Source organism: Haloterrigena salifodinae (genome assembly GCF_003977755.1).
Classification (GTDB): Archaea; Halobacteriota; Halobacteria; order Halobacteriales; family Natrialbaceae; genus Haloterrigena; species Haloterrigena salifodinae.
This window is the reverse complement of sequence record NZ_RQWN01000007.1, coordinates 94,333-114,497: the sequence shown is the minus strand read 5'-3', so window position 1 is coordinate 114,497 and position 20,165 is coordinate 94,333. Positions and strand designations below refer to the sequence as shown.

The following is a 20,165-nucleotide window of genomic DNA, read 5'->3' as shown; positions in this document are numbered from 1 at the left end:
TACGTGATGAAATGGTTGTGGCGGTTTATGCGGCGAACGGACGGAGTAATCGGTGCCATTACGGCACAGACATGAACGCACGCAATCAGCTACTCGTGGTACTCATCTCGTTGATGATGGTGTGCTCGAGCGGGGCGATGGTCGCCGGTGCGGCGCCGGCAACCGTCGACGAGCACACCCAAGACGACGACGATGGGACCGACGTACTCGAGGAGGGGAACGACACATCGACAGCAGCGGACTCTACCGATGGTGTCGCGGAGGAACCGAACGACAGCGATGCGGAAGAACCGACTGGCGAGGAAAACCAGTCGGACGAACTGATCGACGAGGAAGTTGACAGCGAGCAGGACGCCTACGTCAACTTCAGCGATCAGGCGACCGAGGGCGAGACGGTCGTCGTCGACAACGTGACGATGGCGAGCGGCGGCTTCGTGGTCATCCACGACAGCAGCCTGCTGGCCGGCGGTGAAAACGTCTTCACGAGTGTCATCGGGACGTCCGCGTATCTCGAGGCAGGAACGCACGAGAACGTTGAGGTGACACTCGACGAACCGCTCGCGGAAGACGAGACGCTGATCGCGATGCCACATCGCGACACGAACGCGAACGAGACATACGATTTCGTCGAAACCCAGGGTGCAGCCGACATTCCGTACCTGACGGCGACGGATGATCCGGTCACCGATCAGGCCGTCGTCACCGTTGGCGAACCGACAGCCGAGGAGCCGAACGAGACTGAAGAGCCGGTCGAGGTGCCGAACGAGACTGAAGAACCGGTCGAGGAACCGAACGAGACTGAAGAGCCGGTCGAGGTGCCGAACGAGACCGAGGAACCAGTCGAGGTGCCGAACGAGACTGAAGAGCCGGTCGAGGAAGAACCGGTGGAGGTGCCGAACGAAACCGAAGAACAGCCCGAGGAAATCGATGATGGCAGGATCAACGTTGTCATCGAAAACCTGACCGTTTTCGTGTTCACCGGCGACCACGCGGACACTCCTGCAACCGATGCGGGCGACTCCGGGTACGAAGGTAACGGTGTCCCCGTCGAGGACGGCACCGATACTGCTAACGAGACCGACTCCAATGTGTCCGGCGAGACCGACGCTGCCACCGAGACCACGCTCGAGATGGGTGAGCAGCAGATAGACGTCACGGTCGGGCAGGTCACGGTCGTTCCAGTCAGCCAGCACCACGCCGGAATGAGCGACTCGGTCCACGAGCAGGCAAACGAGACCGACTCGTCGGACGAGATGCAGTTCGGAATGACCGATGACGGCAACGCCGAGATCGTCATCGAAGAGGCGACCGTCTTCGTATTCATCGGTGACATCGGTGAACTCCCTCAGCAGCCGGTCGAGGAACCTAACGAGACCGAAGAACCGATCGAAGAACCCGAAGAACCAGTCGTCGAGGAGCCAAACGAGACTGAAGAACCGGTCATCGAAGAGCCGAACGAAACCGAAGAACCGGTCGTCGAAGAGCCGAACGAAACCGAAGAACCGGTCGTCGAAGAGCCGAACGAGACTGAAGAACCGGTCATCGAAGAGCCGAACGAAACCGAAGAACCGGTCGTCGAAGAGCCGAACGAAACCGAAGAACCGGTCGTCGAAGAGCCGAACGAGACCGAGGAGCCGGTCGAAGAGCAACCCGAGGCCGCTGACTCATTCACGGTAGAGAACCTCCAGGCGCCCGACACCGCCGAAGCCGGTGAGCCGCTCACCGTCACGGCAACAGTCACGAACCCGACAGATGCGGAACGAACCGAAGCGGTCCAGTTCCGTCTGGACGGTGACCTGATCGAAGCTCAGGGGGTAACGCTGGCAGCCGGCGAAACCACTGACGTCCAATTCGAGGTCGATACGAGCGACCTCGAGTCCGGGCAGTACGTCCACATGGTCCTCAGCGAATTCTCCGGCGAAGTCAGCGCGATCGAGATCACCGCGCCGACGAGCGGTGACGGCGACCTCGAGAACGATACGACCGTCGACGGAGACACCAACGTCACCGTCAACGAGAGCGCTAACACGACGACGAACACTACCGCCACGAACTGAGTCGAACGACGCGACGCAGGCGGGCGGACTTTTTTCGAGCGGACGGCGGGAGAAGTGACGACGGGTCCCCGCGGAAAGGCGAGACGATCAGCTGAGTAGGCGATACAGACTGCTCGCGGCGACGATCAGGAACACGAGGACGCTCGAGAGCACCGGATCGATGCTCGAGACGAGCGGGATACCGAGACCGGCGAACGCGATGATCGCGAGGCCGACGATACAGAAGGCCAGGTGGAGTTGCAGAACCGAGGCCTGCAGTTCGCCGTGGCCGTCGATGTACTGTAAGACGTCCTCGAAGTTCGGTCCCGGCGTGATCGTCTTCGAGTCGGAGTCGTACTCGATGACGGCGTCCTCCTGCAGCTGCGGGAGATGCGTCTGCTGGAGGGAGACGTAAACGCTCTTGTAGAGGTTGTTCGGAACGGGGGTCGTATCCGTCTCGCTGGCGGCGATCTCCGAGGCGATATCCGAGACGTCGACCTGTCCGGCCTCTTCGGCGAGCAACTGTACGATCGCCCGTCGTCTGTCGTTCCCGAGGATGTGAAAGACTTCACTTTCCTCGAGCGACTCAGTTCGGTTCGTCTGGACAGACATCGATCAGAAAGCGAACGCGTGCTCCACGAACAGTCCACCACCAGCTACCATGCACGCTTGCCTTTCGCAGACCACCGACTTTAACTTTTGCAGGCTAGGACGTCGCTGTTCGCCTTCGAGGACGCGCGGCGACGCGGGCTATCGAGTAAGGCGAGGGTACACTGGGACCGCGACGCCGCACTCGAGGGCACCTGCAGTTGCCTCGTGATACGACCACGTCTCCCTCGGAGACGGGCGGTTCGCACCACCGAGCGACCGGCGGAGGAATCGATCGAGTCCGGAACACGGGGCGTATCGTCCAGCGATGGGACTAGGGATCTCGAGTTACGCGTCGTCGCGAAAAACAGTCAACCGCAGTCAGAACGTCACAGTTGGAGCCCGGCGCGTTACTCACCGGGGAGGTGGCCGCCGGACTGCATTTCGCGGTACGTCGTACAGGCCGGACACCCGTGGACGATATCGCCGTTATCGCCGAAAACGCGTGCGAACTGCTGTGTGACGTGGGTGCCGCAGTTTCGACAGCGAGCGCCTGCCGTCGACGATTCCATGGGCTTCCAGTCTTGTTGGGTGGATTTCATGGTTGGGGGGGTGGTACGCGGACGAGCAGTGACGAACGGCGGCGGATCCGACCGCGAGACTATCGCACTCGTCCGAACGACATCCTACCGAGGGGGGTAGATATGAATAAAGGACGGAGACCGTTCACCTCACAAGCGGTTCCGAGAACCGCGAAATACGTAGTTTCCGACCCCGTAGCGTGCTGTACTGCCGTCGAAGGACTGCCTGGAGAGATTTCGTCCCAGTGATTGGGACAGTGAATTCAGATGGCTTTGCCCGCATTCGGCGTTCAAAGGTCGTATTGAGCGTCTCGAGCCGGCTCGAAATACGGTATTTCGAGCGAGAAACGTCGAGTTTCGGCGTCGAATACTGATGTTTCCAACCGATAAGGTACATCGTTATAAAATACCACTATCGCTTACCGATCGTCGTGCTGGAATGTAACGGTGGTATCCGCGACCGGGGCGGACCACGTCCAGTCGATCCGTATCGAGCCCTCTCCCGCGAGAGCGAACGAAGTCGATCTCCACGAACTCGGTGAATACGACGATGTCAATGCAAGCAAGCGATACACGAACGGAATCCACGCCCGACCCGTCCGCCCAGCTCGACGTGCTCGGTGACGAATGCGCACGAATGATTCTCGTCGCCACGAGCGACGGGCCGAAGACGGCAAAGGAGCTGACGAAGCGAACGGACAGTTCGTCGGCGACGGTGTATCGACGGATCAACAACCTCCTCGAGAGCGGACTCCTCTCCGAGTGCGTTCGTTTCGACGACGACGGCTCGCATACGACGGCCTACGAAGCGACGATCGAAACGCTCGAGGTAGAGATCTGTGCGGACGGGATCGACGTTTCGATGCCGTCCACTGACGAGTGAGCGCGGCCGACGAGATCGGTCTCATTGGGGGCTGCCCGACCGAGCGGATCAACAGGGACGCCGAGAGGCAAGTGAGCGACAGTTGTCGCCCGACGCGACAGGTACGGATCGTCTCTCTGGAGAGAGAATCGCCGGAACGTGCACTTTAGTTCCGCGGATATGTCTTGAAAGGAGTTCTAACATCCCTGTATGATACGGATAACAAATATCTACTCAGGGGAATGGTCACTGTGATTGAGCAATGCACGATCTGACCGGCTTCCAGCGGGACCTCCTGTACGTGATCGCAGGCGCAGATCAGCCGTCAGGACAGACCGTCAAGGACGAAGTCGAGAAGTATTACAGCTCCGAGATCAATCACGGGCGACTGTATCCGAACCTCGATACGCTCGTCAACAAGGAACTCGTCGAGAAGGGAGAGCTCGACAGACGGACGAACTACTACGCGATCACGGAGACGGGCCAGGAACGAATCCAGGAACGTCGTGAGTGGGAAGAACAGTACGTCGATTTCTAGCGGTATTCGGGAGCCGCAGGTGAAGCCGACTGGCGTCTGTCGGCGGTAGCCGGCGAAAACGTATCACGCACGAGACCGGTGTCGACGATCGATCCGACCGACGGCGCGGTAACCCGACCATAACAAAGCGATTCCCGGAAGAGAGACCGAAGCGAGAATGCTCTACGTGTCGTCTTCAGACGGATTACGCCCCCCCGATCAACTCCCGGTGGCTAACCGATGAGTCACGGAACGAGTCGCCTGACGGGAGTCGGTGTCATCCGCCAGTATCCGTTCGATCTCGCCGTCGTCTCGATCGCCGCAATACTGGCGTACGGAATCGCAACGGCTACCCCGGACGGGAACGTGGTGCGGTTGCTCGTCACCTTCCCGCTGGTGCTGTTCCTCCCGGGGTACGCGCTGGTCTCGATTCTGTTCCCGGCGGCCGATCGGAGCGGGCGAGAGGCGACATCGACGGCGATCGATCGACAGTCCCGCGGCATCGACGTCGTCGAGCGACTGGGGCTTGCGGTCGCGCTCTCGCTGGCGGTTGTTCCGATCGCCGGGATCGCCCTGCCGTTTACCCAGTGGGGCTTTACGACCATTTCGACGGCGGCGACGCTCTGTGTCGTCACCGTCGTGCTCGCACAGCTCGGCGTCATCAGGCGGTTCCGAACGCCGGCGTCGGAGCGGTTTACCGTCTCCCCGCTCGCGTCGCTCGCGCGACTCCGGGGCGACGAGAGCGCCGTTGCGACGGCCTCCTCGATACTGGTCGTGCTCGCGATTGGGGCGGCTGCGGGCGCGCTCCTGTTCGGTTTTCTCGTGCCGCCGTCGACCGGCGGCTACACCGAACTGGCGCTGTACAGCGACAACAGCGGCGAGGAGATGGTCGCCGGCAACATCACCGACGAGGTCGCGCCTGGCGAATCCGTCCCGGTGACCGTCTCGATCACGAATCAAGAAGGCGAGGCGACCGACTACACGGTCGTCGTCCAGGAGCAGGTGATCGAAGACGACAGTGTCGTCGAACGGACGCGGCTCGAGGACCTCGAGACCACCCTCGACGACGGGACGACGGGGACCGGCGAGCTGAGCGTCACGCCGACGGCATCGGAGGGCGAAACCGTCCGGATTAGCGTCCTCCTGTACGAGGGAGAGCCGCCGGAAGAGCCGACGAACGAGAACGCCGAGGAAGACACCTACTTCTGGGTAACCGTCGAGGAGTGACGCGTCTCCGACGCCGGAGACGCGACGATCGCGATTCGCCCGCCGGTCTCGAGCGCCGACGGCGACGGCCCCGCTGTGGCGGAGCGCTCGACGACCGCTCCGTTCCTTGGCCGCACCGCTCGGATCCCGTTTTGACCGGAGCGCGGCTGTTTCAGGAACGTCAGGGAAGCCGATCCGGACATCCGGAAAACGGACGGAATCCGCCAGCCGAGGCGAGGGGCGTCGTCGATCGACGGCGCGCGCTCGACGTCCCAGTCGTCGTTCGTCCAGTGAGTGCTGTCATCGTTCGTCCAGAGGGCGTTTCCGCGGGAGTCGAAGTCCACATTGAGAGACTGGCCAATGAGAAAAATGAGATTTTTTACATCGGCAGTTGGTAATACAGGATTAGTAGTCGGTGTCGTCCGTAACGAGAGCAAACAATTTTGGTAGCGGAGCCGGTTGCGCCGACGCAAGGCCGACGGTCCCGCGGGCCGCGCGAACGGCGAACCCGGAGGCCAGCGAACGAACTAGACGGGGAAGGGAGACGCGAGTCTCGGCGGGAACAAATGGCGCGCAGAACCGGTCGGGCGGCGTAGGGAACGGTCGCTAGCTCGTCAAGCCGAGGGGCAACTCGAGGTCGGGTCGCCGCGAGACGTGCTGGACCACTGCGAGGGCGAGAACGAGCAGGCAAAGCGTCAGTGCGACGACCGGGGCGGCGGCCGCCGTCAGGGGACCGATCGAGAGCCACGAGATTACGAGTCCGAGGACACCCAACGCCGTTACCGTCACGTACGGCCGGTGCCACTCCCGTTGATCCTCGAGTCGGTGATCGAGGTAGGGGTCGAAGACGTCCTCGTGGGGGAGGAGATCGATGGTGTGATCGTCGGGATCCCAGTCGACGATCCCGTGTTCTTCGAGCATCGGCAGGTGGGTTTGGTACAGGGAAATGTACACTCGCCGACGCTGCGTGCGCGTTACCTCGTCCGGGTCAACGTCGTTTTCCCAGGCAGCGACCTGTTCGACGAGCGGAGCGAGATCGCAGGCGCCGCCCTGCCGCTTGAGATACTGGACGGTCCGTCGCCGACGAGCGTTGCTGAAGACGTCGAACAGTTCGGCCTGTGTCAGTTCGTGTTCAGACATAGTCCTCGCGTTCCCAGACCGGTTTCTGAATCCGGTCTCCGGGGCTATTCGGATACCTCACGTCACTGAATGCCAGGGATTGGCACTTTACTATCACTCGGCTACCCGTACGAAAGGGATTTATACCAGTTTCCGGCCGTGACTGACGTCTAATCCGACATTTTTCGAGGAATAGTAGTTCGGATCGGCTAAATGCACTCGGAATCGCCTGTATCGCGGTAATTTCACCAGGTCGGCAGTCCTCACGTGTATAGTTCGTGACTACGGCAGCCTCAGGGCAGGGATAACAAAGCCGTGTTACCGGCTGTATCAGCACGATTGCCCACGCGGGTATCGAGTACTCATGTATCAGCCAACACGACAGTTTCGCACACCTGGCACGATCTCGAGGAACAGCTCCGGAGGTGAGATGCCGTGAGCGAGTTCGTCCACGGGGAGGATTGCACGGTCGACGACGATGCGACGGTTGGATACGGCGAGTTCGACGAACCAACGCGAGTCGGCGACGGCGCGACGATTAGGGCCGGCTCGATCGTCTACGGCGACGTGACGATCGGCGACGAGTTCACGACCGGCCACGACGTCCTGGTCCGGGAAGGGACGACGATGGGCGACGACGTCCTCGTCGGCACCAAGACGGTCATCGACGGCCAGACGACGATTGGCTCCCACGTCAGCCTCCAGACGAACGTCTACATTCCGACCGAGACGACGATCGGTGATAACGTCTTCATCGGGCCGAGCGCGGCCCTGACGAACGACGAGTACCCGATCAGGACGGACAACGGCCTCGAAGGGCCGACGATCGAGGACGGCGCATCGATCGGCGCGAACGCGACGCTGTTGCCCGGCGTCACCGTCGGCGAGAACGCCTTCGTCGCCGCCGGGTCGGTCGTCACCGAGGACGTCCCGCCGGACACGCTCGCCGTCGGCACGCCGGCGACGGTTCAGGCGTTGCCCGAACCGCTCGAGGGAGCAAACCAAATCGCATGACTGATCCCGATACCGACACCGACGCCGGACGCGAGCCAGGCACTGAGCCAGTAGCCGAGGCCGACGGCGGCGTCGCCGAGGCCGAGGCCGAAAGCGATGCGCCGGAGCCGAGCGACGAGGGAACCGAGACCAGCGACTCCGTCTCCATCGCGAACCCGACGCTCAGCGACGACGCGGTCGAGCGAGTCGAATCGATCCTCGAGAGCGGCATGCTCGCCGACGGGCCGGAAGTCAGAGCCTTCGAGGACGAGTACGCCGCCTACTGCGGCACCGACCGGGCCGTCGCGACCTCCAACGGGACGACCGCCCTACACGCGGCCCTCGAGGCGCTGGGCCTCGAGGAGGGCGACGCGGTGCTCACGTCGCCGTTTTCCTTCGTCGCGAGCGCGAACGCGATCAGACTCGCCGGCGCCCGGCCCGTCTTCGCCGACATCGATCCGGAAACGTACACGCTCGATCCGGACGCTGTCGAAGCGGTCCTCGAGGAGCGCGACGACGTCGTCGGCCTGCTGCCGGTCCACCTCTACGGGCTTGCGGCCGACATGAAGCGGCTCCGCGAGATCGCCGACGAGCGCGACCTGTTCGTCCTCGAGGACGCCTGCCAGGCCCACGGCGCGGCGATCGATCGCGAGCGAGTCGGTTCGCTCGGCGACGCGGCCTGCTTCTCGTTCTACCCGACGAAGAACATGACGACCGGTGAGGGCGGGATGATCACGACCGATCGCGACGACCTCGCCGACCGAGCCGCGAGCTTCGTCAACCACGGCCGGGACGTCGGCGAGGGCGGCAGCTACGAGCACGTCGACCTCGGCCACAACTACCGCATGACGAGCCTCGCCGCCGCCATCGGCCGCGAGCAACTCGAGCGGCTGCCCGATTTCAACCGGGCGCGCCGGGAAAACGCCGCCTACTACGACGAGCAGTTGGCCGAGCTGCCGGTCGAGACGCCGACGGAGCCAGACGGCTACCGACACGCCTACCACCAGTATACGATCCGGACCGACGAGCGCGACGAGCTGGCGGCGACCCTCGACGAGCGGGGCGTCGACACCGGCGTCTACTACGGGACGCCGATTCACCGCCAGCCGGCCTACGAGACGGTGAGCACGGCCGCTGCGTCGCTTCCCGAGGCCGAGCGGGCAGCCGAGACCGTGCTCTCGCTGCCGGTGCATCCGACCCTCTCGGAGCGCGATCGACGAACCGTCGTCGAAGCAGTGACCGACCACTTCCACTCCCAATGAACGAAACACCTTCACGACCGATTCGGGCCGGCGTCATCGGCGTCGGCTCCATGGGCGAGAACCACGCGCGCGTGTACAGCGAACTACAGGACGTCGAACTCGCCTGCGTGGCCGACCACGACGAGGAGGTCGCGCGGCGAGTCGCCGACGCGTACGCCACCGACGCCGTCGCGTTCGAGACCGTCCTCGAGCGCTGTGACGTCGTCACGGTCGCCGTCCCGACGCGGGCTCACTACGACGTCGTCTCGGACTGTCTGAACGCCGACGTCCACGTCCTGGTCGAAAAGCCGATCGCCGAGACGACCGAACAGGGCCGCGCTCTGGCTGAACTGGCCGAGGAACGTGGTCTCGTCCTGCAGGTCGGCCACATCGAGCGGTTCAACCCGGCCGTCCAGACGGTGACGGACCTGGTCGAGGATCTCGACGTCATCAGCGTCGAGGCCGAGCGACTCGGTCCGCCGCTCGATCGGACCGCACTGGGCAACGTCGTCTTCGACCTGATGGTCCACGATCTCGACATCGTCGCCTCGCTGCTCGAGGATCAGCCCGATTCGGTGACCGCGACGGGAACCGAGAGCGGCCAGTACGCGACGGCGACGCTCGAGTTCGACGACGTCGTCGCCTCCCTGACGGCCAGTCGCGTCACGCAGAAGAAAGTCCGGACGCTGACCGTCACCGCCCGCGAGTGTCTGGTCGAGGTCGACTATCTTGAGCAGTCAGTGCTGATCCACCGCGACTCCTATCCGGAGTATCTCACCGACGACGGAAAGCGTCGGTACCGCCACGAAAGCGTGGTCGAACGACCCCGCGTCGACAACGGCGAGCCGCTGCGCCACGAACTCGAGTCGTTCGTCGAGGCCGCCCGGAACGACTCCGAGCCGGTCGTCACCGCCGAAGACGGCATCCGGGCCCTCGAGATGGTCCAGACGATCGATTCGCTGGTCACCGAGGAGACCGAGAAACGAGAGGTGGAGGTCTGATGGTCGGCGACGAAACCGACGTCGGGCTCTACGACGCAGCCATCGAGCCGGACCGCCAACGCGACCTGCTCACTGACGGCGAGATCCCGGTCGCCGTCTACGGCCTCGGGAAGATGGGGCTGCCGCTGGCGGGCGTCTACGCCGAAACGACGGGCAACGTCACGGGCGTCGACATCGACCCCGACGTCGTCGACCGGATCAACGACGGCGAGAACCACGTCATCGGCGAACCGGGACTGGACGAGCTCGTCGCCGAGCAGGTCGACGCCGGTCGGCTCGAGGCGACGACCGAGGGCCCCGAAGCGGCCGCGAACGCGCGAATCCACGTGATCATCGTCCCGACGCTGCTGGACGACGACGACCAGCCGAACCTGGCGACGGTCGAATCCGTCGTCGACGATATCGCCGCCGGGCTGGCGCCGGGCGATCTGGTCATCGCCGAGTCGACGCTCCCGCCGGGAACCTGCCGGGACGTCATTCGGCCGCACCTCGAACAGGAGAGCGGCCTCGCAGCCGACGAGTTCGGGCTGGCGTTCTGTCCGGAGCGGACGTCAAGCGGCCGCGCGCTGGAGGACATCCGCGGCGCGTATCCGAAGGTCGTCGGCGGGATCGATTCGGAGAGCACCCGCGCCGCCGCGGTCGTCTACGACGAACTCTCGAGCAACGAGGTACACCCGGTCTCGGACGCGACGACCGCGGAGGCCGTCAAGGTGTTCGAGGGCGTCTACCGCGACGTCAACATCGGGCTGGCCAACGAACTGGGACGGCTGGCAGACGAGCTCGGCATCTCGGTCCGCGAGGCGATCGGGACGGCCAACGACCTGCCGATGTGCCAGCTTCACGATCCCGGCCCGGGCGTCGGGGGTCACTGTATCCCCTTCTACCCGCACTTCCTGCTCTCGCAGGCCGAGGAACCGATGGACCTGACGCGGACGGCCCGCCGGCTCAACGACGAGATGCCGGCGGTCACCGTCGGCAGACTCGAGCAGGAACTCGAGGCGACCGGCGACGCCCTCGCGGACACGTCCGTGGTCGTGCTGGGCATCACCTACCGGCCCGGCGTCGAGGAGACGCGCGCGTCGCCGGCGATCGGCGTGATCGACGCGCTACGGGACGCCGGCGCGGACGTCGCCGGGGTCGATCCGCTGGTCGATCCCGCCGACTACGGCGCTCGAGCGGTCGAGATCGACGACCTCGCGGACGAATCGTTCGACGCCGCGATCGTCGTGACGCCCCACGCCGAATTCGAGGCGATTCCGTGGGCCGACCTCGAGCCGATGATCGTCGTTGACGGCCGGGACGCGGTCGACCTCTCGGGAACGCCACACCGGCGGTACACCCTCGGCGGAACGGCGGACGGACGGCCGCCGCGAGGCGACGGCGGAGCGGACGCGATCGCGGCGGCCGAACGCTCGCTGACCACTGACGGCGGCACCGACGAACGACCAACGGAGACCGACGGTACCCTCGAGAACACCGAGGCAGACGATGTATAAAGGCAAACGAATCGGCGTCGTCGTCACGGCCTACGACGAGGAGTCGTTCGTCGGGACCGTCATCGAGACGGTTCCGGACTTCGTCGACCGGATCTACGCCATCGACGACGCCTCGCCGGACGACAGCTGGCGGGAGATCCGGCGCGTCGCCGCGCGGATCAACGAGGACGCCGAGCCCGAGCCGGCGCTCGCGCTGGCCGACGGCGGCGACTCCCGGCGGGTCGTGCCGATCCGCCACGAAGAGAACCGCGGCTACGGAGCGGCGGTCAAGACGGGGTACAAACACGCCGCCAACGACGAGATGGACGTCGTCGCCGTGATGAACGGGGACGGCCAGATGGACCCCGCGATCCTCGATCGGATCATCGATCCGGTCGTCGAGGGCGAGGCCGACTACGCGAAGGGCAACCGGCTGCTCCACCCCGAGGACCGCGAGGGAATGTCGACGTTCCGGTTCTTCGGCAACGCCCTGCTCACCGGCCTCTCGAAGTTCGCCTCGGGGTACTGGACCATCGGAGACCCGCAAAACGGCTACACCGCCATTTCGCGGGAGACGATCGAACGGCTCGACCTCGAGGTGATCACCAATCGGTACGGCTTCCTCAACCACGTGCTGACGCATCTCAATGTCAACGAGTGTCGCGTCGCGGACGTCTCGATGTCGGCCGTCTACGGCGAGGAAAACAGCAGCATCCGCTACGTTCCGTTCGTGCGGTTTGTCTCCTTGCTGTTGCTCCGGAGCTTCATCTGGCGGCTGAAGACCCGCTACGTGGTCGAGAAGTTCCATCCCGCCGTCATCCTCTACGGCGCCGGCGCCACGGGACTCCTCGGCGGCAGCGCCGGACTCGGCAACTCGATCGTCCGAGCCCTTCGCGGAAAGGACGGGTACACCGGTGCGATCGGCTCGTTCGTGGCCGTCCTGGTCGGCCTGATCGCACTCGGGTTCGCGATCTACCTCGACTTCGACGAAAACGAATCGCTCGAGACGACCAGATACGAGTACAGCGGCGCGAGGACCGAGGTCGAGACGCCCGATCAGTCGATCGAATAACGAACGATATCGTCGTCCTCACACGCCGGACACCTGACCGTGTCCGCCGAGACGGTCGTTCCGCAGGTGCGACACTCGTAGATGACCGTCGACGACGGCTCGCTCTCGCCACTGTGCTGTGTCGTCGCTGGTGACTCGGTGTTGGGCTCCGATCCGGTAAAGAGACCGGAGAGCAGGCGAGAGAGTGACATAGAACTCGGTTACCGGTGCTTCTTTCGATTCGGGTATAAGTGTTTCGCGATTGGTCGTCGAGTCAAACGCCAGGACCATCACCGAGAAGTGAAAATATCGATTGAATCTGAAATAGAAGACCATATTCCACCAAATCCGATCGATAGTTAGGTGGGAAAGTTTATGCTTGTATACTCGACATCATCCGGTATATGGAACGGCAGTACGCGACCCACGATGCGCAGACGGACGACGATCGATCGGTCGCCGTCGATCTCGCCGATCGAACGCCCGCGGCGGCGACGGCCGAATCGACGACCGCCACGATCGCCGCGACCACGCGGGACGCCGACTCGTCAGCGAACACGCTGACGATCATCGGACACGGCACCCCCTCGAGTTTCGAGATTACGGTCGACGGGACGATCGAACTGGTCGACGACGAGAGCGAATCGGCGACGATCCTCTCGGGATCGACCCTCGAGGGGACGATCGAGTCCGGGACGCTCCGGTTCCGGTTCACCGGCGACCTCGCGGACGTGACGCTCGTCGACCGCCGGATCACGGGCCTGTCCCCGGCCGCCGTCCCGAACGTCCACGTGGACTACGCCGCCCCCGAATCGCAGACGTAGCTCGGCGGTCTCAGCTCCCGAGCGCGACGGTACGATGCAACAGTGTCTTGTAGCCCGACTGCGTTTTTCCGGCCGACGCGACCGTATTCACGGGGAGAATCAGCATGACCGATCCGCACGCGAACGACGGTGATGAGGTACCGGACGAGAACGCCCCGGACGCGACCGACGGGGCCGAAGAAGCAGAAGGAGAAGCGGAATCGGAACCGGACGTCCCCGCCGAGTGGATGGACCCCGTCGACGACAAGATCCTCGAGTTGATGCGGGAGAGTTACATTTTCGATCCCGACCACATCGAAACGGAGGACGTCTGTCGCGCGCCCCACGCCGCGTACCGCTGTCGAGAGCTCAGCAAGCGCGGCCTGCTGGTGAAACAGGCCATCGGAATGTACGACATCACGGAGTTAGGGGAGCAGTACCTCGAAGGCGAGGTCGATCCGACAGAGCTCGAGCCCGAGGACGAGTAACTCGCGGCTGACGGCCGGCACGACGGCGCGGCGACGCTCGGGCGCCCTCGCAGAAGGCCGGACCTACGCCGCGTCGACGGCCTCGGGAACGTCGGCTTCGAGCATCGCAACGACGTCGTCGGCGCCGACGAACCCCTCGGCGCGACGGTCGATCTCCTCGCCGTCGGAAAACAGGATCAGCGTCGGCACCGAGCGGATCTCGAACCGCTCGACGAGTCCGATATCGTCCCCGGGGTTGATCAGCGCGACCGGGACGCCGGTCGCTCGGGCAACGTTGCCCAGAACCGGTTCCATCGCCTGACACATGGTACAGCCGCTGGTGTAGAACTCGACGAGGGCGACGTCGTGGCCCTCGAGGAAGGCGTCGAGCTCGTCGCCGGTCTCGAGGTGTGTCGGTTTGGTCGGGTCGTCCATACTATCCCTATCGGCTTCGCGCTGAAATCGGTACCGTCGGCGGACGCTGGTGGGGGTCACGTGAGCCGAACCGAAACGAGTCTCCCGTAGAGCAAGCGGAGCGGTCCGCGACGACGACCGGACTCGCCGTCGGCGGAGAGATCCCGTGCGATGAACGGACTCGCCGGCGGTCTACTCGGATGAATTCGTTTGAAGCGTTACCGGGGCGCGGCCTCGAGTCGATCGCCCCGACGACCGTCGGCGGCCCTCGCAACCGCTCCGCAGCCGCCGCCGACGCGGCCGGTTTTCGAACCGGGAGATCGCACCGTTTCGGACGAAATCGTTCGTATACGAACGACGACTCGCGTGGACGATCCGAACCGTAGCCGATGGCTTTACGCGCCGAACCCGTCGGTCCAGTCGATGACTCGGCCCGCAACTACCAACGAGAATCCGTCAGTACCCCGGAAATCGACCCTATTTTGCTGGGAGTGCGACCACGCGAACCCGATCGACGGCGACTGGGTTCGCCGGACGCGGGACCGATACGTCGAATACGACTGCCCCGTCTGCGAGACGACGCTGACGAAGCGACCGCTCCCCGACGACGCGACGACCGATCGATCGACCGCTCGGCCGACCGCGACGTGGCAGCGAACGATTCGAACCACGATCCAGGTCTGGCGAGCGACCATCGACGTCGGACTGGCTGGCGTCGCGGCCATATCGGTTCCCTCGAGCGACCGACTGCGGCGCTGACGGCGCCGGCCGAACCCGATCACTCTCGCCGCGAGTCGCGGTCGTCCCTGCTGGTCGCGTGCGGTCGCGACTGACGTCCCGATGGGTGACTGATGAGCGTCCCGATCAGTGTCAGTCTCTGCTCCGTTCGTAGCGGTCGATCAGTAACCGCTACACGACTATTCAGTTTTCCCCGACGTTTTTCAGTCGTTGTTAGTTGCAACCCCTCATACACCCTTTCCTAAACAACACACGTCCAAATCTGTTCCACTATAGGAGTATTCGCCAACAACAGTAGAGTTTTAGTAGTAGAATCCAATGGGTTACTCAGTCAGAAGATGACAAGCGGAAATCTCACGTCCGCGGAAGAGGAGGTACTGGACGAGATCGAAGAACAGGATATCGACTTCCTTCGACTGCAGTTTACCGACATTCTGGGGACGGTAAAGAACGTCTCCGTGCCGGCTCGCCAGGCCGAGAAGGCCTTCACCGAAGGTATCTACTTCGACGGCTCCTCGATCGAGGGCTTCGTCCGCATTCAGGAATCGGACATGCGTCTGGTTCCTGATCCGGACACGTTCGCCGTCCTCCCCTGGAGACAGCGCGAGGACGGGGCCTCCGCCCGGATGATCTGTGACGTCTACAACACCTCGACAGGCGAGCCCTTCGAGGGCGACCCGCGCAACGTCCTCAAAGGGGCCATCGAGCGCGCCAACGACATGGGGTACGAGGTTAACTTCGCGCCCGAGCCGGAGTTCTTCATGTTCGAGGAGGACGAAGAGGGCCGCGCGACGACCGATACCGCCGACTACGGCGGCTACTTCGACCTCGCGCCGAAAGACCTCGCCTCCGACGTCCGCCGAGACATCATCTACGGTCTCGAGGACATGGGCTTCGAGATCGAGGCCAGCCACCACGAGGTCGCTCGCGGCCAGTACGAGATCAACTTCGAGTACGACGACGCGCTCGCGACCGCGGACAACGTCGCCACGTTCCGCACCGTCGTTCGCGCCATCGCCGCCGAACACGACCTGCACGCGACGTTCATGCCCAAGCCGATCCCGAAGATCAACGGCTCGGGGATGCACACGCACATGTCGCTGATGACCGAGGGCGGCGAGAACGCGTTCCACGACGAGGACGACGAGTTCAACCTCTCCGACACCGCCCACTCCTACCTCGCGGGTATCTTGGAGCACGCGCCGGCGATCACGGCGGTCGCGAACCCGACGGTCAACAGCTACAAGCGCCTGGTTCCGGGCTACGAGGCGCCGGTCTACGTCGCCTGGTCGGATCGTAACCGCTCGGCCCTGGTCCGCAAGCCGGCCGCCCGCGTCCCTGCGGCCTCGCGCGTCGAACTGCGCTCGCCGGACCCCTCGTGTAATCCATACCTCGCCTTCGCCGTCATGATCCACGCGGGTCTCGACGGCATCGAGCAAGACCTCGAGTGTCCCGACCCGGTTCGGGAGAACATCTACGAGTTCGACGAACAGAAACGCGAGGAGTACGGCATCGAGACGCTCCCGTCGAACCTCGGCGAGGCCGTCGAGGCCCTCGAGGAGGACGAAGTCATCTATAACGCGCTCGGCGAGCACGTCGCGCCGAAGTTCATCGAAGCCAAGAGTCAAGAGTTCGAGGAATACCTCGTCGATGTCTCTCAGTGGGAGATCGACCGCTACCTCGAGCAGTACTGACGATATCAGCAGTCGACCTCCGTTTCCGTTCCGCCTGTTCACTCGTTTTTGTCGGTGTTGCTAGAGCAGGATCAACACTGCCCATGCATCGACTGCGATCTTCACAGGACTAGAGATTGCATCGCCTCGAGTATCCCAGACTCACCCCAGTCTGTCCAGTCCAGTGTCTTCTCCTCAACCCCATCATTTTAGTGTCTTTGACAAAGAGGGGATATTCTCGAGATATCTAACCCAGATTAGTGAGAAAACCATCCGAGGGAGAGAGGGGGGGGTGATCGGAGTGAAAAGCTATCGGGGATGGAAGGACCTATAGAGTTAACTACAAATAAAGGACGTTCACAGCATCTCCTCTGTGTACTCACAATTCTAGTTAGCACGCCTTAGAAGGCTGATTAGTATATGCAAGAGCATCAATTATATCCGTAACAGTAAAATTTATCTATGGGAAATAGCAGACCGCTTGTTTTCAAGAAAGACATGATCAGAGACTACAGTACAGACTATAAACGAGCGTACACAGCGGAGAAAACCGCTCTAATTGGAGAATCGTCCTTGAGTGCCTCTCACTCCGTCTTTTGAGGGATTTACACTCCGATCCCCCCTCTCCCTCTCTCCCCACGAGGTTAGCCAGTTCTCCGAATCGATCGGTTTTCACTCCGACCACCCCCCTGGTCACTCCGATCACTCTGTTCACTCTGTTCACTATTTCAGGCCTTATTTATAGGAGGAGTGTCAAGACAATCACATCCATGGAGTCGTTCGGAGAAGGGCAGGCGATCTACGAAAACATCGACGTACTGGATCCAGAACCGGATCTGTATCGACCAAATAAACTTCCCGAACGGGAAACGGAACTCTCGACGATTCATTCGGCGCTCCGACCGATTACCCTCGGTGGCTCACCACGGAATATCTTAGTATACGGGCCAACTGGTCAAGGGAAAACCGTTGCTGTAAATCTCAAGACGCAGCAATTGGTCAACTGGGCCGACGGTACCGCTGATACCGATCTTACCGTATTGAGAATCAGTTGCAAGGGCGCACGAAAGTCGTGGAACGTTCTCTCCAACCTCGTAAAAGCAGCCGAAGAGACGCGACTCGATCGGAGCGTAGATAAACCGAGAGGAAACACCAAAACGGAGTTATTCGATCGTCTGAAGGAAATTCTGGAGGAGATTGGTGGAATTGTAGTGATCGTGCTCGACGAAATTGACGGGATCGAAGAAGACAATTACGTTCTCTACGAGTTACCTCGGGCGACAGTCGAAGGTGTTTCGCTTGGCGTAATCGGTATTACCAATGATTATCAATTTCACGAAAATCTCGATTCTGATGTCCGATCCTCGCTTGGTAGTCGCGAAGTAGTTTTCAGTCCGTACGATGCAAATCAGTTGCGAGATATTCTCGCTCGACGCTCAGTTCGAGGGCTTCAGAACACATATTTCGAAGATGGGAAAGAAGAGTACGCTTACTTGGAGAGCGACGTTCTCGCATCGGACGTAATTCCGCTCTGCGCTGCAATTTCAGGGCGAGATACGGGCGACGCGAGGCAGGCAATTAGGCTTTTGTCGACAGCCTGTGACCTCGCGCTTGACGAAGGGGTAACGACCGTCGAGGAGAAGCACGTCCGAAAAGCACAGAAGGAGATCCAAGAAGAAACCGTAGGGAAGGCGATCAGTGGAGAAACGACACAGCGGAAGGTTGCACTCTTAACTGTTCTAGAAGCCGAGTTAGCAGACGCATCGCCAGAATCGACGACAGACCTGTACAAACGATACAAGCGACTCGGAAGACACGCTGGTATCGAGGTGTATCAGCGGGGAACGTTCCGAGAGAAACTCAATGATTTAGCTCATGGGAACATCATCGATGGATCTCGAACAGGGCGCGGTCGTGGTCGCGGAATGACAAATAAATATCAACTAGCTGTTGATATCGATATCGTGATCGAGAAACTGAGTGGAGACTCGAGACTAGACTCGACGGTCGAAGCCGTCATAGAAAATCGCCAGTAGTCACGGTGTGGTGATTGTAACGACAGATCCCAACGTCCTGCTCATCCCGCTCAGTTCGGGACGACGTACTCCTCGCCGCGCCGTTCGATCAGGTTCTCGCTCGAGAGTTCGTTCAGAAGACTCAGAATCGAGAGTTTCTTCATCGCCAGCAGGTCTCCCAGATCGTCGACCGTGGCACCGCCCGTCGCCTCGAGACAGAGGAAGACGAGTTTCGCCTGCGCGGAGTCGAGTTCCTCGGGAATCGGTTCGATCTGGGGCTCCGGTCGCTGCTTCTGTGAACTCATTGTCACCAGTGGAGTCCCCGTTCGTGTATATAAATCCACACGTGGATTGTGTATATATCGGATAAAGGAGTACAGTACAGGGTTCGATACACTTTCGTCGGGCGGAAAATATGGTTGGTGATAGCAGCCATGACGGCTGACGACCGCGGCGCTCCCGGAGTAGTGCAGCGGCGTCCGATCGACCGGGCAACGGGTCGGAACCGACGGGAGTTTTACGGGCGTCGACCCACCTTCGAGACGACCCGATGACGAACGATCGCGACCGCCCGACGCCGCCATCAGATCTCGACCGCGACGCCGGGGAGGCGCTGGCCCGACTCGAGGATCGAGACGCCGACGACCTCCGCGCTATCGCCGCCTACCTCGAGGACCTCGCAGCGTGGACGGAATCGGCCACGGATGAGTCGGACGAACGAGCGGCGACGGGTTCGACTCCGAGCAACCCCGACGGCGACGTCGGTGAGGATATCGACGACGGCCACGAGTACCCCGAGGGCGTCCCGGACCGAGCGACGGTCACGGTCAAGGAGATCGCCGGCACGGCCTACTACTACTACCAGTGGCGCGACGGGGACCGCATCGAGTCGAAGACGGTCCAACGAGAGAACAGCAGTTGGTGAGAGGACGATACTCCGCCCCGCGAAACGGCGTCCGGTTTCGTCGTCTGAACGTGTTAGTCGGGAAACAATTATGTGCGCCCGGAGAGAACGTCCGAATATGCTCACCGCGTTCTTCGGCTTCCTCGCGCTCGTCCTCACGGTCGGCGGCGTCTTCTGCGTCGCCGAGGCGCGCTCGTACACCGACGAGCAGCGGGCTCGAGCGCCGCGGCTCTGGCGAGCGTACGCCGCCAGCGGCGCGGTCTGCTGTCTCGTTGGCGTCGGAAGCGTCGCGTGGCTCGCAAGCGGTGGAACGCTCTGGCCAGTAAGCGGGGTCGCGAGTCTCGCCGCCGCGCTCCCGTGTTTCGTTCAGGCGTGGTTCCACCGGACGGCGACAATCGACCGCAGTCCGCTGGCCGAGCGACTGGCCGAGGTCGTCGCCCAAAATCTCAATTTCCCCGAGGCCACTCGGCAGGCCTGAGAC

23 protein-coding genes are annotated in these 20,165 nt (G+C 62.4%); 16 read left to right on the top strand and 7 right to left on the bottom strand.

Annotated features, from left to right (window positions below):
* Positions 1-71 precede the first annotated feature (71 nt).
* On the top strand, positions 72-2,057 hold the full coding sequence (locus EH209_RS22695; RefSeq protein ID WP_126665077.1) for a DUF7282 domain-containing protein: 1,986 nt from the start codon (positions 72-74) through the stop codon (positions 2,055-2,057).
* 87 nt (positions 2,058-2,144) lie between these two features.
* Here the strand turns inward: EH209_RS22695 and EH209_RS22690 are convergent, their stop codons facing one another.
* The gene (locus EH209_RS22690; protein WP_008895654.1) at positions 2,145-2,648 is read right to left on the bottom strand and encodes a DUF7344 domain-containing protein; all 504 of its coding nucleotides are present in this window, start codon (positions 2,646-2,648) and stop codon (positions 2,145-2,147) included.
* A gap of 386 nt (positions 2,649-3,034) precedes the next feature.
* Complete coding sequence (locus EH209_RS22685) at positions 3,035-3,196, bottom strand: DUF7563 family protein (RefSeq protein WP_008895653.1); 162 nt, start codon at positions 3,194-3,196, stop codon at positions 3,035-3,037.
* A 559-nt stretch (positions 3,197-3,755) separates the two neighbouring features.
* Between EH209_RS22685 and EH209_RS22680 the strand changes: the two genes are divergently transcribed.
* The 3 genes from EH209_RS22680 to EH209_RS22670 all read left to right on the top strand — a co-directional run bounded on the left by EH209_RS22680 (position 3,756) and on the right by EH209_RS22670 (position 5,811).
* Positions 3,756-4,088, top strand: coding sequence for a winged helix-turn-helix domain-containing protein (locus EH209_RS22680; protein WP_126665076.1), 333 nt, complete (start codon positions 3,756-3,758; stop codon positions 4,086-4,088).
* 241 nt (positions 4,089-4,329) lie between these two features.
* Complete coding sequence (locus EH209_RS22675; RefSeq protein ID WP_008895651.1) at positions 4,330-4,605, top strand: PadR family transcriptional regulator; 276 nt, start codon at positions 4,330-4,332, stop codon at positions 4,603-4,605.
* Positions 4,606-4,824: 219 nt separating this feature from the next.
* Positions 4,825-5,811 carry a DUF1616 domain-containing protein gene (locus EH209_RS22670; protein WP_126665075.1) on the top strand — a complete coding sequence of 329 codons (987 nt, stop codon included), beginning with the start codon at positions 4,825-4,827 and terminating at the stop codon, positions 5,809-5,811.
* Here EH209_RS22670 and EH209_RS22665 read toward each other — a convergent pair.
* Positions 5,784-6,134 (bottom strand): hypothetical protein, encoded by a 351-nt coding sequence (locus EH209_RS22665; RefSeq protein ID WP_126665074.1) that lies wholly within the window; start codon positions 6,132-6,134, stop codon positions 5,784-5,786. The two genes, EH209_RS22670 and EH209_RS22665, sit on opposite strands and share 28 nt — an antisense overlap.
* 262 nt (positions 6,135-6,396) lie before the next feature.
* Positions 6,397-6,930 carry a DUF7344 domain-containing protein gene (locus EH209_RS22660; RefSeq protein WP_012946048.1) on the bottom strand — a complete coding sequence of 178 codons (534 nt, stop codon included), beginning with the start codon at positions 6,928-6,930 and terminating at the stop codon, positions 6,397-6,399.
* A gap of 414 nt (positions 6,931-7,344) precedes the next feature.
* Between EH209_RS22660 and EH209_RS22655 the strand changes: the two genes are divergently transcribed.
* From EH209_RS22655 to EH209_RS22635, 5 genes are read left to right on the top strand one after another with little or no spacing between them, the layout of a single operon-like run.
* Positions 7,345-7,923 carry an acyltransferase gene (locus tag EH209_RS22655; protein ID WP_126665073.1) on the top strand — a complete coding sequence of 193 codons (579 nt, stop codon included), beginning with the start codon at positions 7,345-7,347 and terminating at the stop codon, positions 7,921-7,923.
* On the top strand, positions 7,920-9,164 hold the full coding sequence (locus EH209_RS22650; RefSeq protein WP_126665072.1) for a DegT/DnrJ/EryC1/StrS family aminotransferase: 1,245 nt from the start codon (positions 7,920-7,922) through the stop codon (positions 9,162-9,164). The genes EH209_RS22655 and EH209_RS22650 overlap by 4 nt, the downstream gene beginning before the upstream one ends.
* A complete protein-coding gene (locus EH209_RS22645; RefSeq protein WP_126665071.1) occupies positions 9,161-10,144 on the top strand; it encodes a Gfo/Idh/MocA family protein in 984 nt (327 codons plus the stop codon). Before EH209_RS22650 ends, EH209_RS22645 begins: the two co-directional genes overlap by 4 nt.
* A complete protein-coding gene (locus tag EH209_RS22640; RefSeq protein WP_126665070.1) occupies positions 10,144-11,640 on the top strand; it encodes a nucleotide sugar dehydrogenase in 1,497 nt (498 codons plus the stop codon). The genes EH209_RS22645 and EH209_RS22640 overlap by 1 nt, the downstream gene beginning before the upstream one ends.
* Positions 11,633-12,691, top strand: a complete 1,059-nt coding sequence (locus EH209_RS22635) for a glycosyltransferase family 2 protein (protein ID WP_126665069.1) — start codon at positions 11,633-11,635, stop codon at positions 12,689-12,691. The genes EH209_RS22640 and EH209_RS22635 overlap by 8 nt, the downstream gene beginning before the upstream one ends.
* Here EH209_RS22635 and EH209_RS22630 read toward each other — a convergent pair.
* Positions 12,676-12,882, bottom strand: coding sequence for a hypothetical protein (locus tag EH209_RS22630; protein ID WP_126665068.1), 207 nt, complete (start codon positions 12,880-12,882; stop codon positions 12,676-12,678). The two genes, EH209_RS22635 and EH209_RS22630, sit on opposite strands and share 16 nt — an antisense overlap.
* A 192-nt stretch (positions 12,883-13,074) precedes the next feature.
* Between EH209_RS22630 and EH209_RS22625 the strand changes: the two genes are divergently transcribed.
* Both EH209_RS22625 and EH209_RS22620 read left to right on the top strand, forming a co-directional pair.
* Positions 13,075-13,494, top strand: coding sequence for a hypothetical protein (locus tag EH209_RS22625; RefSeq protein ID WP_126665067.1), 420 nt, complete (start codon positions 13,075-13,077; stop codon positions 13,492-13,494).
* 104 nt (positions 13,495-13,598) lie between these two features.
* Entirely contained in the window at positions 13,599-13,961 is a 363-nt protein-coding gene (locus tag EH209_RS22620; protein ID WP_211338417.1) for a hypothetical protein, read from the top strand.
* A 63-nt stretch (positions 13,962-14,024) separates the two neighbouring features.
* Here the strand turns inward: EH209_RS22620 and EH209_RS22615 are convergent, their stop codons facing one another.
* Positions 14,025-14,375 (bottom strand): thioredoxin family protein, encoded by a 351-nt coding sequence (locus tag EH209_RS22615; RefSeq protein WP_126665066.1) that lies wholly within the window; start codon positions 14,373-14,375, stop codon positions 14,025-14,027.
* A gap of 402 nt (positions 14,376-14,777) precedes the next feature.
* On the opposite strand from EH209_RS22615, the gene EH209_RS22610 reads away from it, so the two are divergent.
* From EH209_RS22610 to EH209_RS22600, 3 genes are all read left to right on the top strand, one after another.
* Positions 14,778-15,113, top strand: a complete 336-nt coding sequence (locus EH209_RS22610; protein WP_126665065.1) for a hypothetical protein — start codon at positions 14,778-14,780, stop codon at positions 15,111-15,113.
* 317 nt (positions 15,114-15,430) lie between these two features.
* Positions 15,431-16,786: a type I glutamate--ammonia ligase gene (gene glnA, locus EH209_RS22605; protein WP_126665064.1), complete on the top strand. Its 1,356-nt coding sequence runs from the start codon at positions 15,431-15,433 to the stop codon at positions 16,784-16,786.
* 749 nt (positions 16,787-17,535) lie between these two features.
* Positions 17,536-18,801: a Cdc6/Cdc18 family protein gene (locus tag EH209_RS22600; RefSeq protein WP_126665063.1), complete on the top strand. Its 1,266-nt coding sequence runs from the start codon at positions 17,536-17,538 to the stop codon at positions 18,799-18,801.
* Between the two features lie 50 nt (positions 18,802-18,851).
* On the opposite strand, the gene EH209_RS22595 is transcribed toward EH209_RS22600, so the two are convergent.
* Complete coding sequence (locus tag EH209_RS22595) at positions 18,852-19,085, bottom strand: MarR family transcriptional regulator (protein WP_126665062.1); 234 nt, start codon at positions 19,083-19,085, stop codon at positions 18,852-18,854.
* Positions 19,086-19,330: 245 nt separating this feature from the next.
* On the opposite strand from EH209_RS22595, the gene EH209_RS22590 reads away from it, so the two are divergent.
* On the top strand, positions 19,331-19,705 hold the full coding sequence (locus EH209_RS22590) for a hypothetical protein (RefSeq protein WP_126665061.1): 375 nt from the start codon (positions 19,331-19,333) through the stop codon (positions 19,703-19,705).
* Between the two features lie 97 nt (positions 19,706-19,802).
* On the top strand, positions 19,803-20,162 hold the full coding sequence (locus EH209_RS22585) for a hypothetical protein (protein ID WP_126665060.1): 360 nt from the start codon (positions 19,803-19,805) through the stop codon (positions 20,160-20,162).
* Positions 20,163-20,165: the final 3 nt, after the last annotated feature.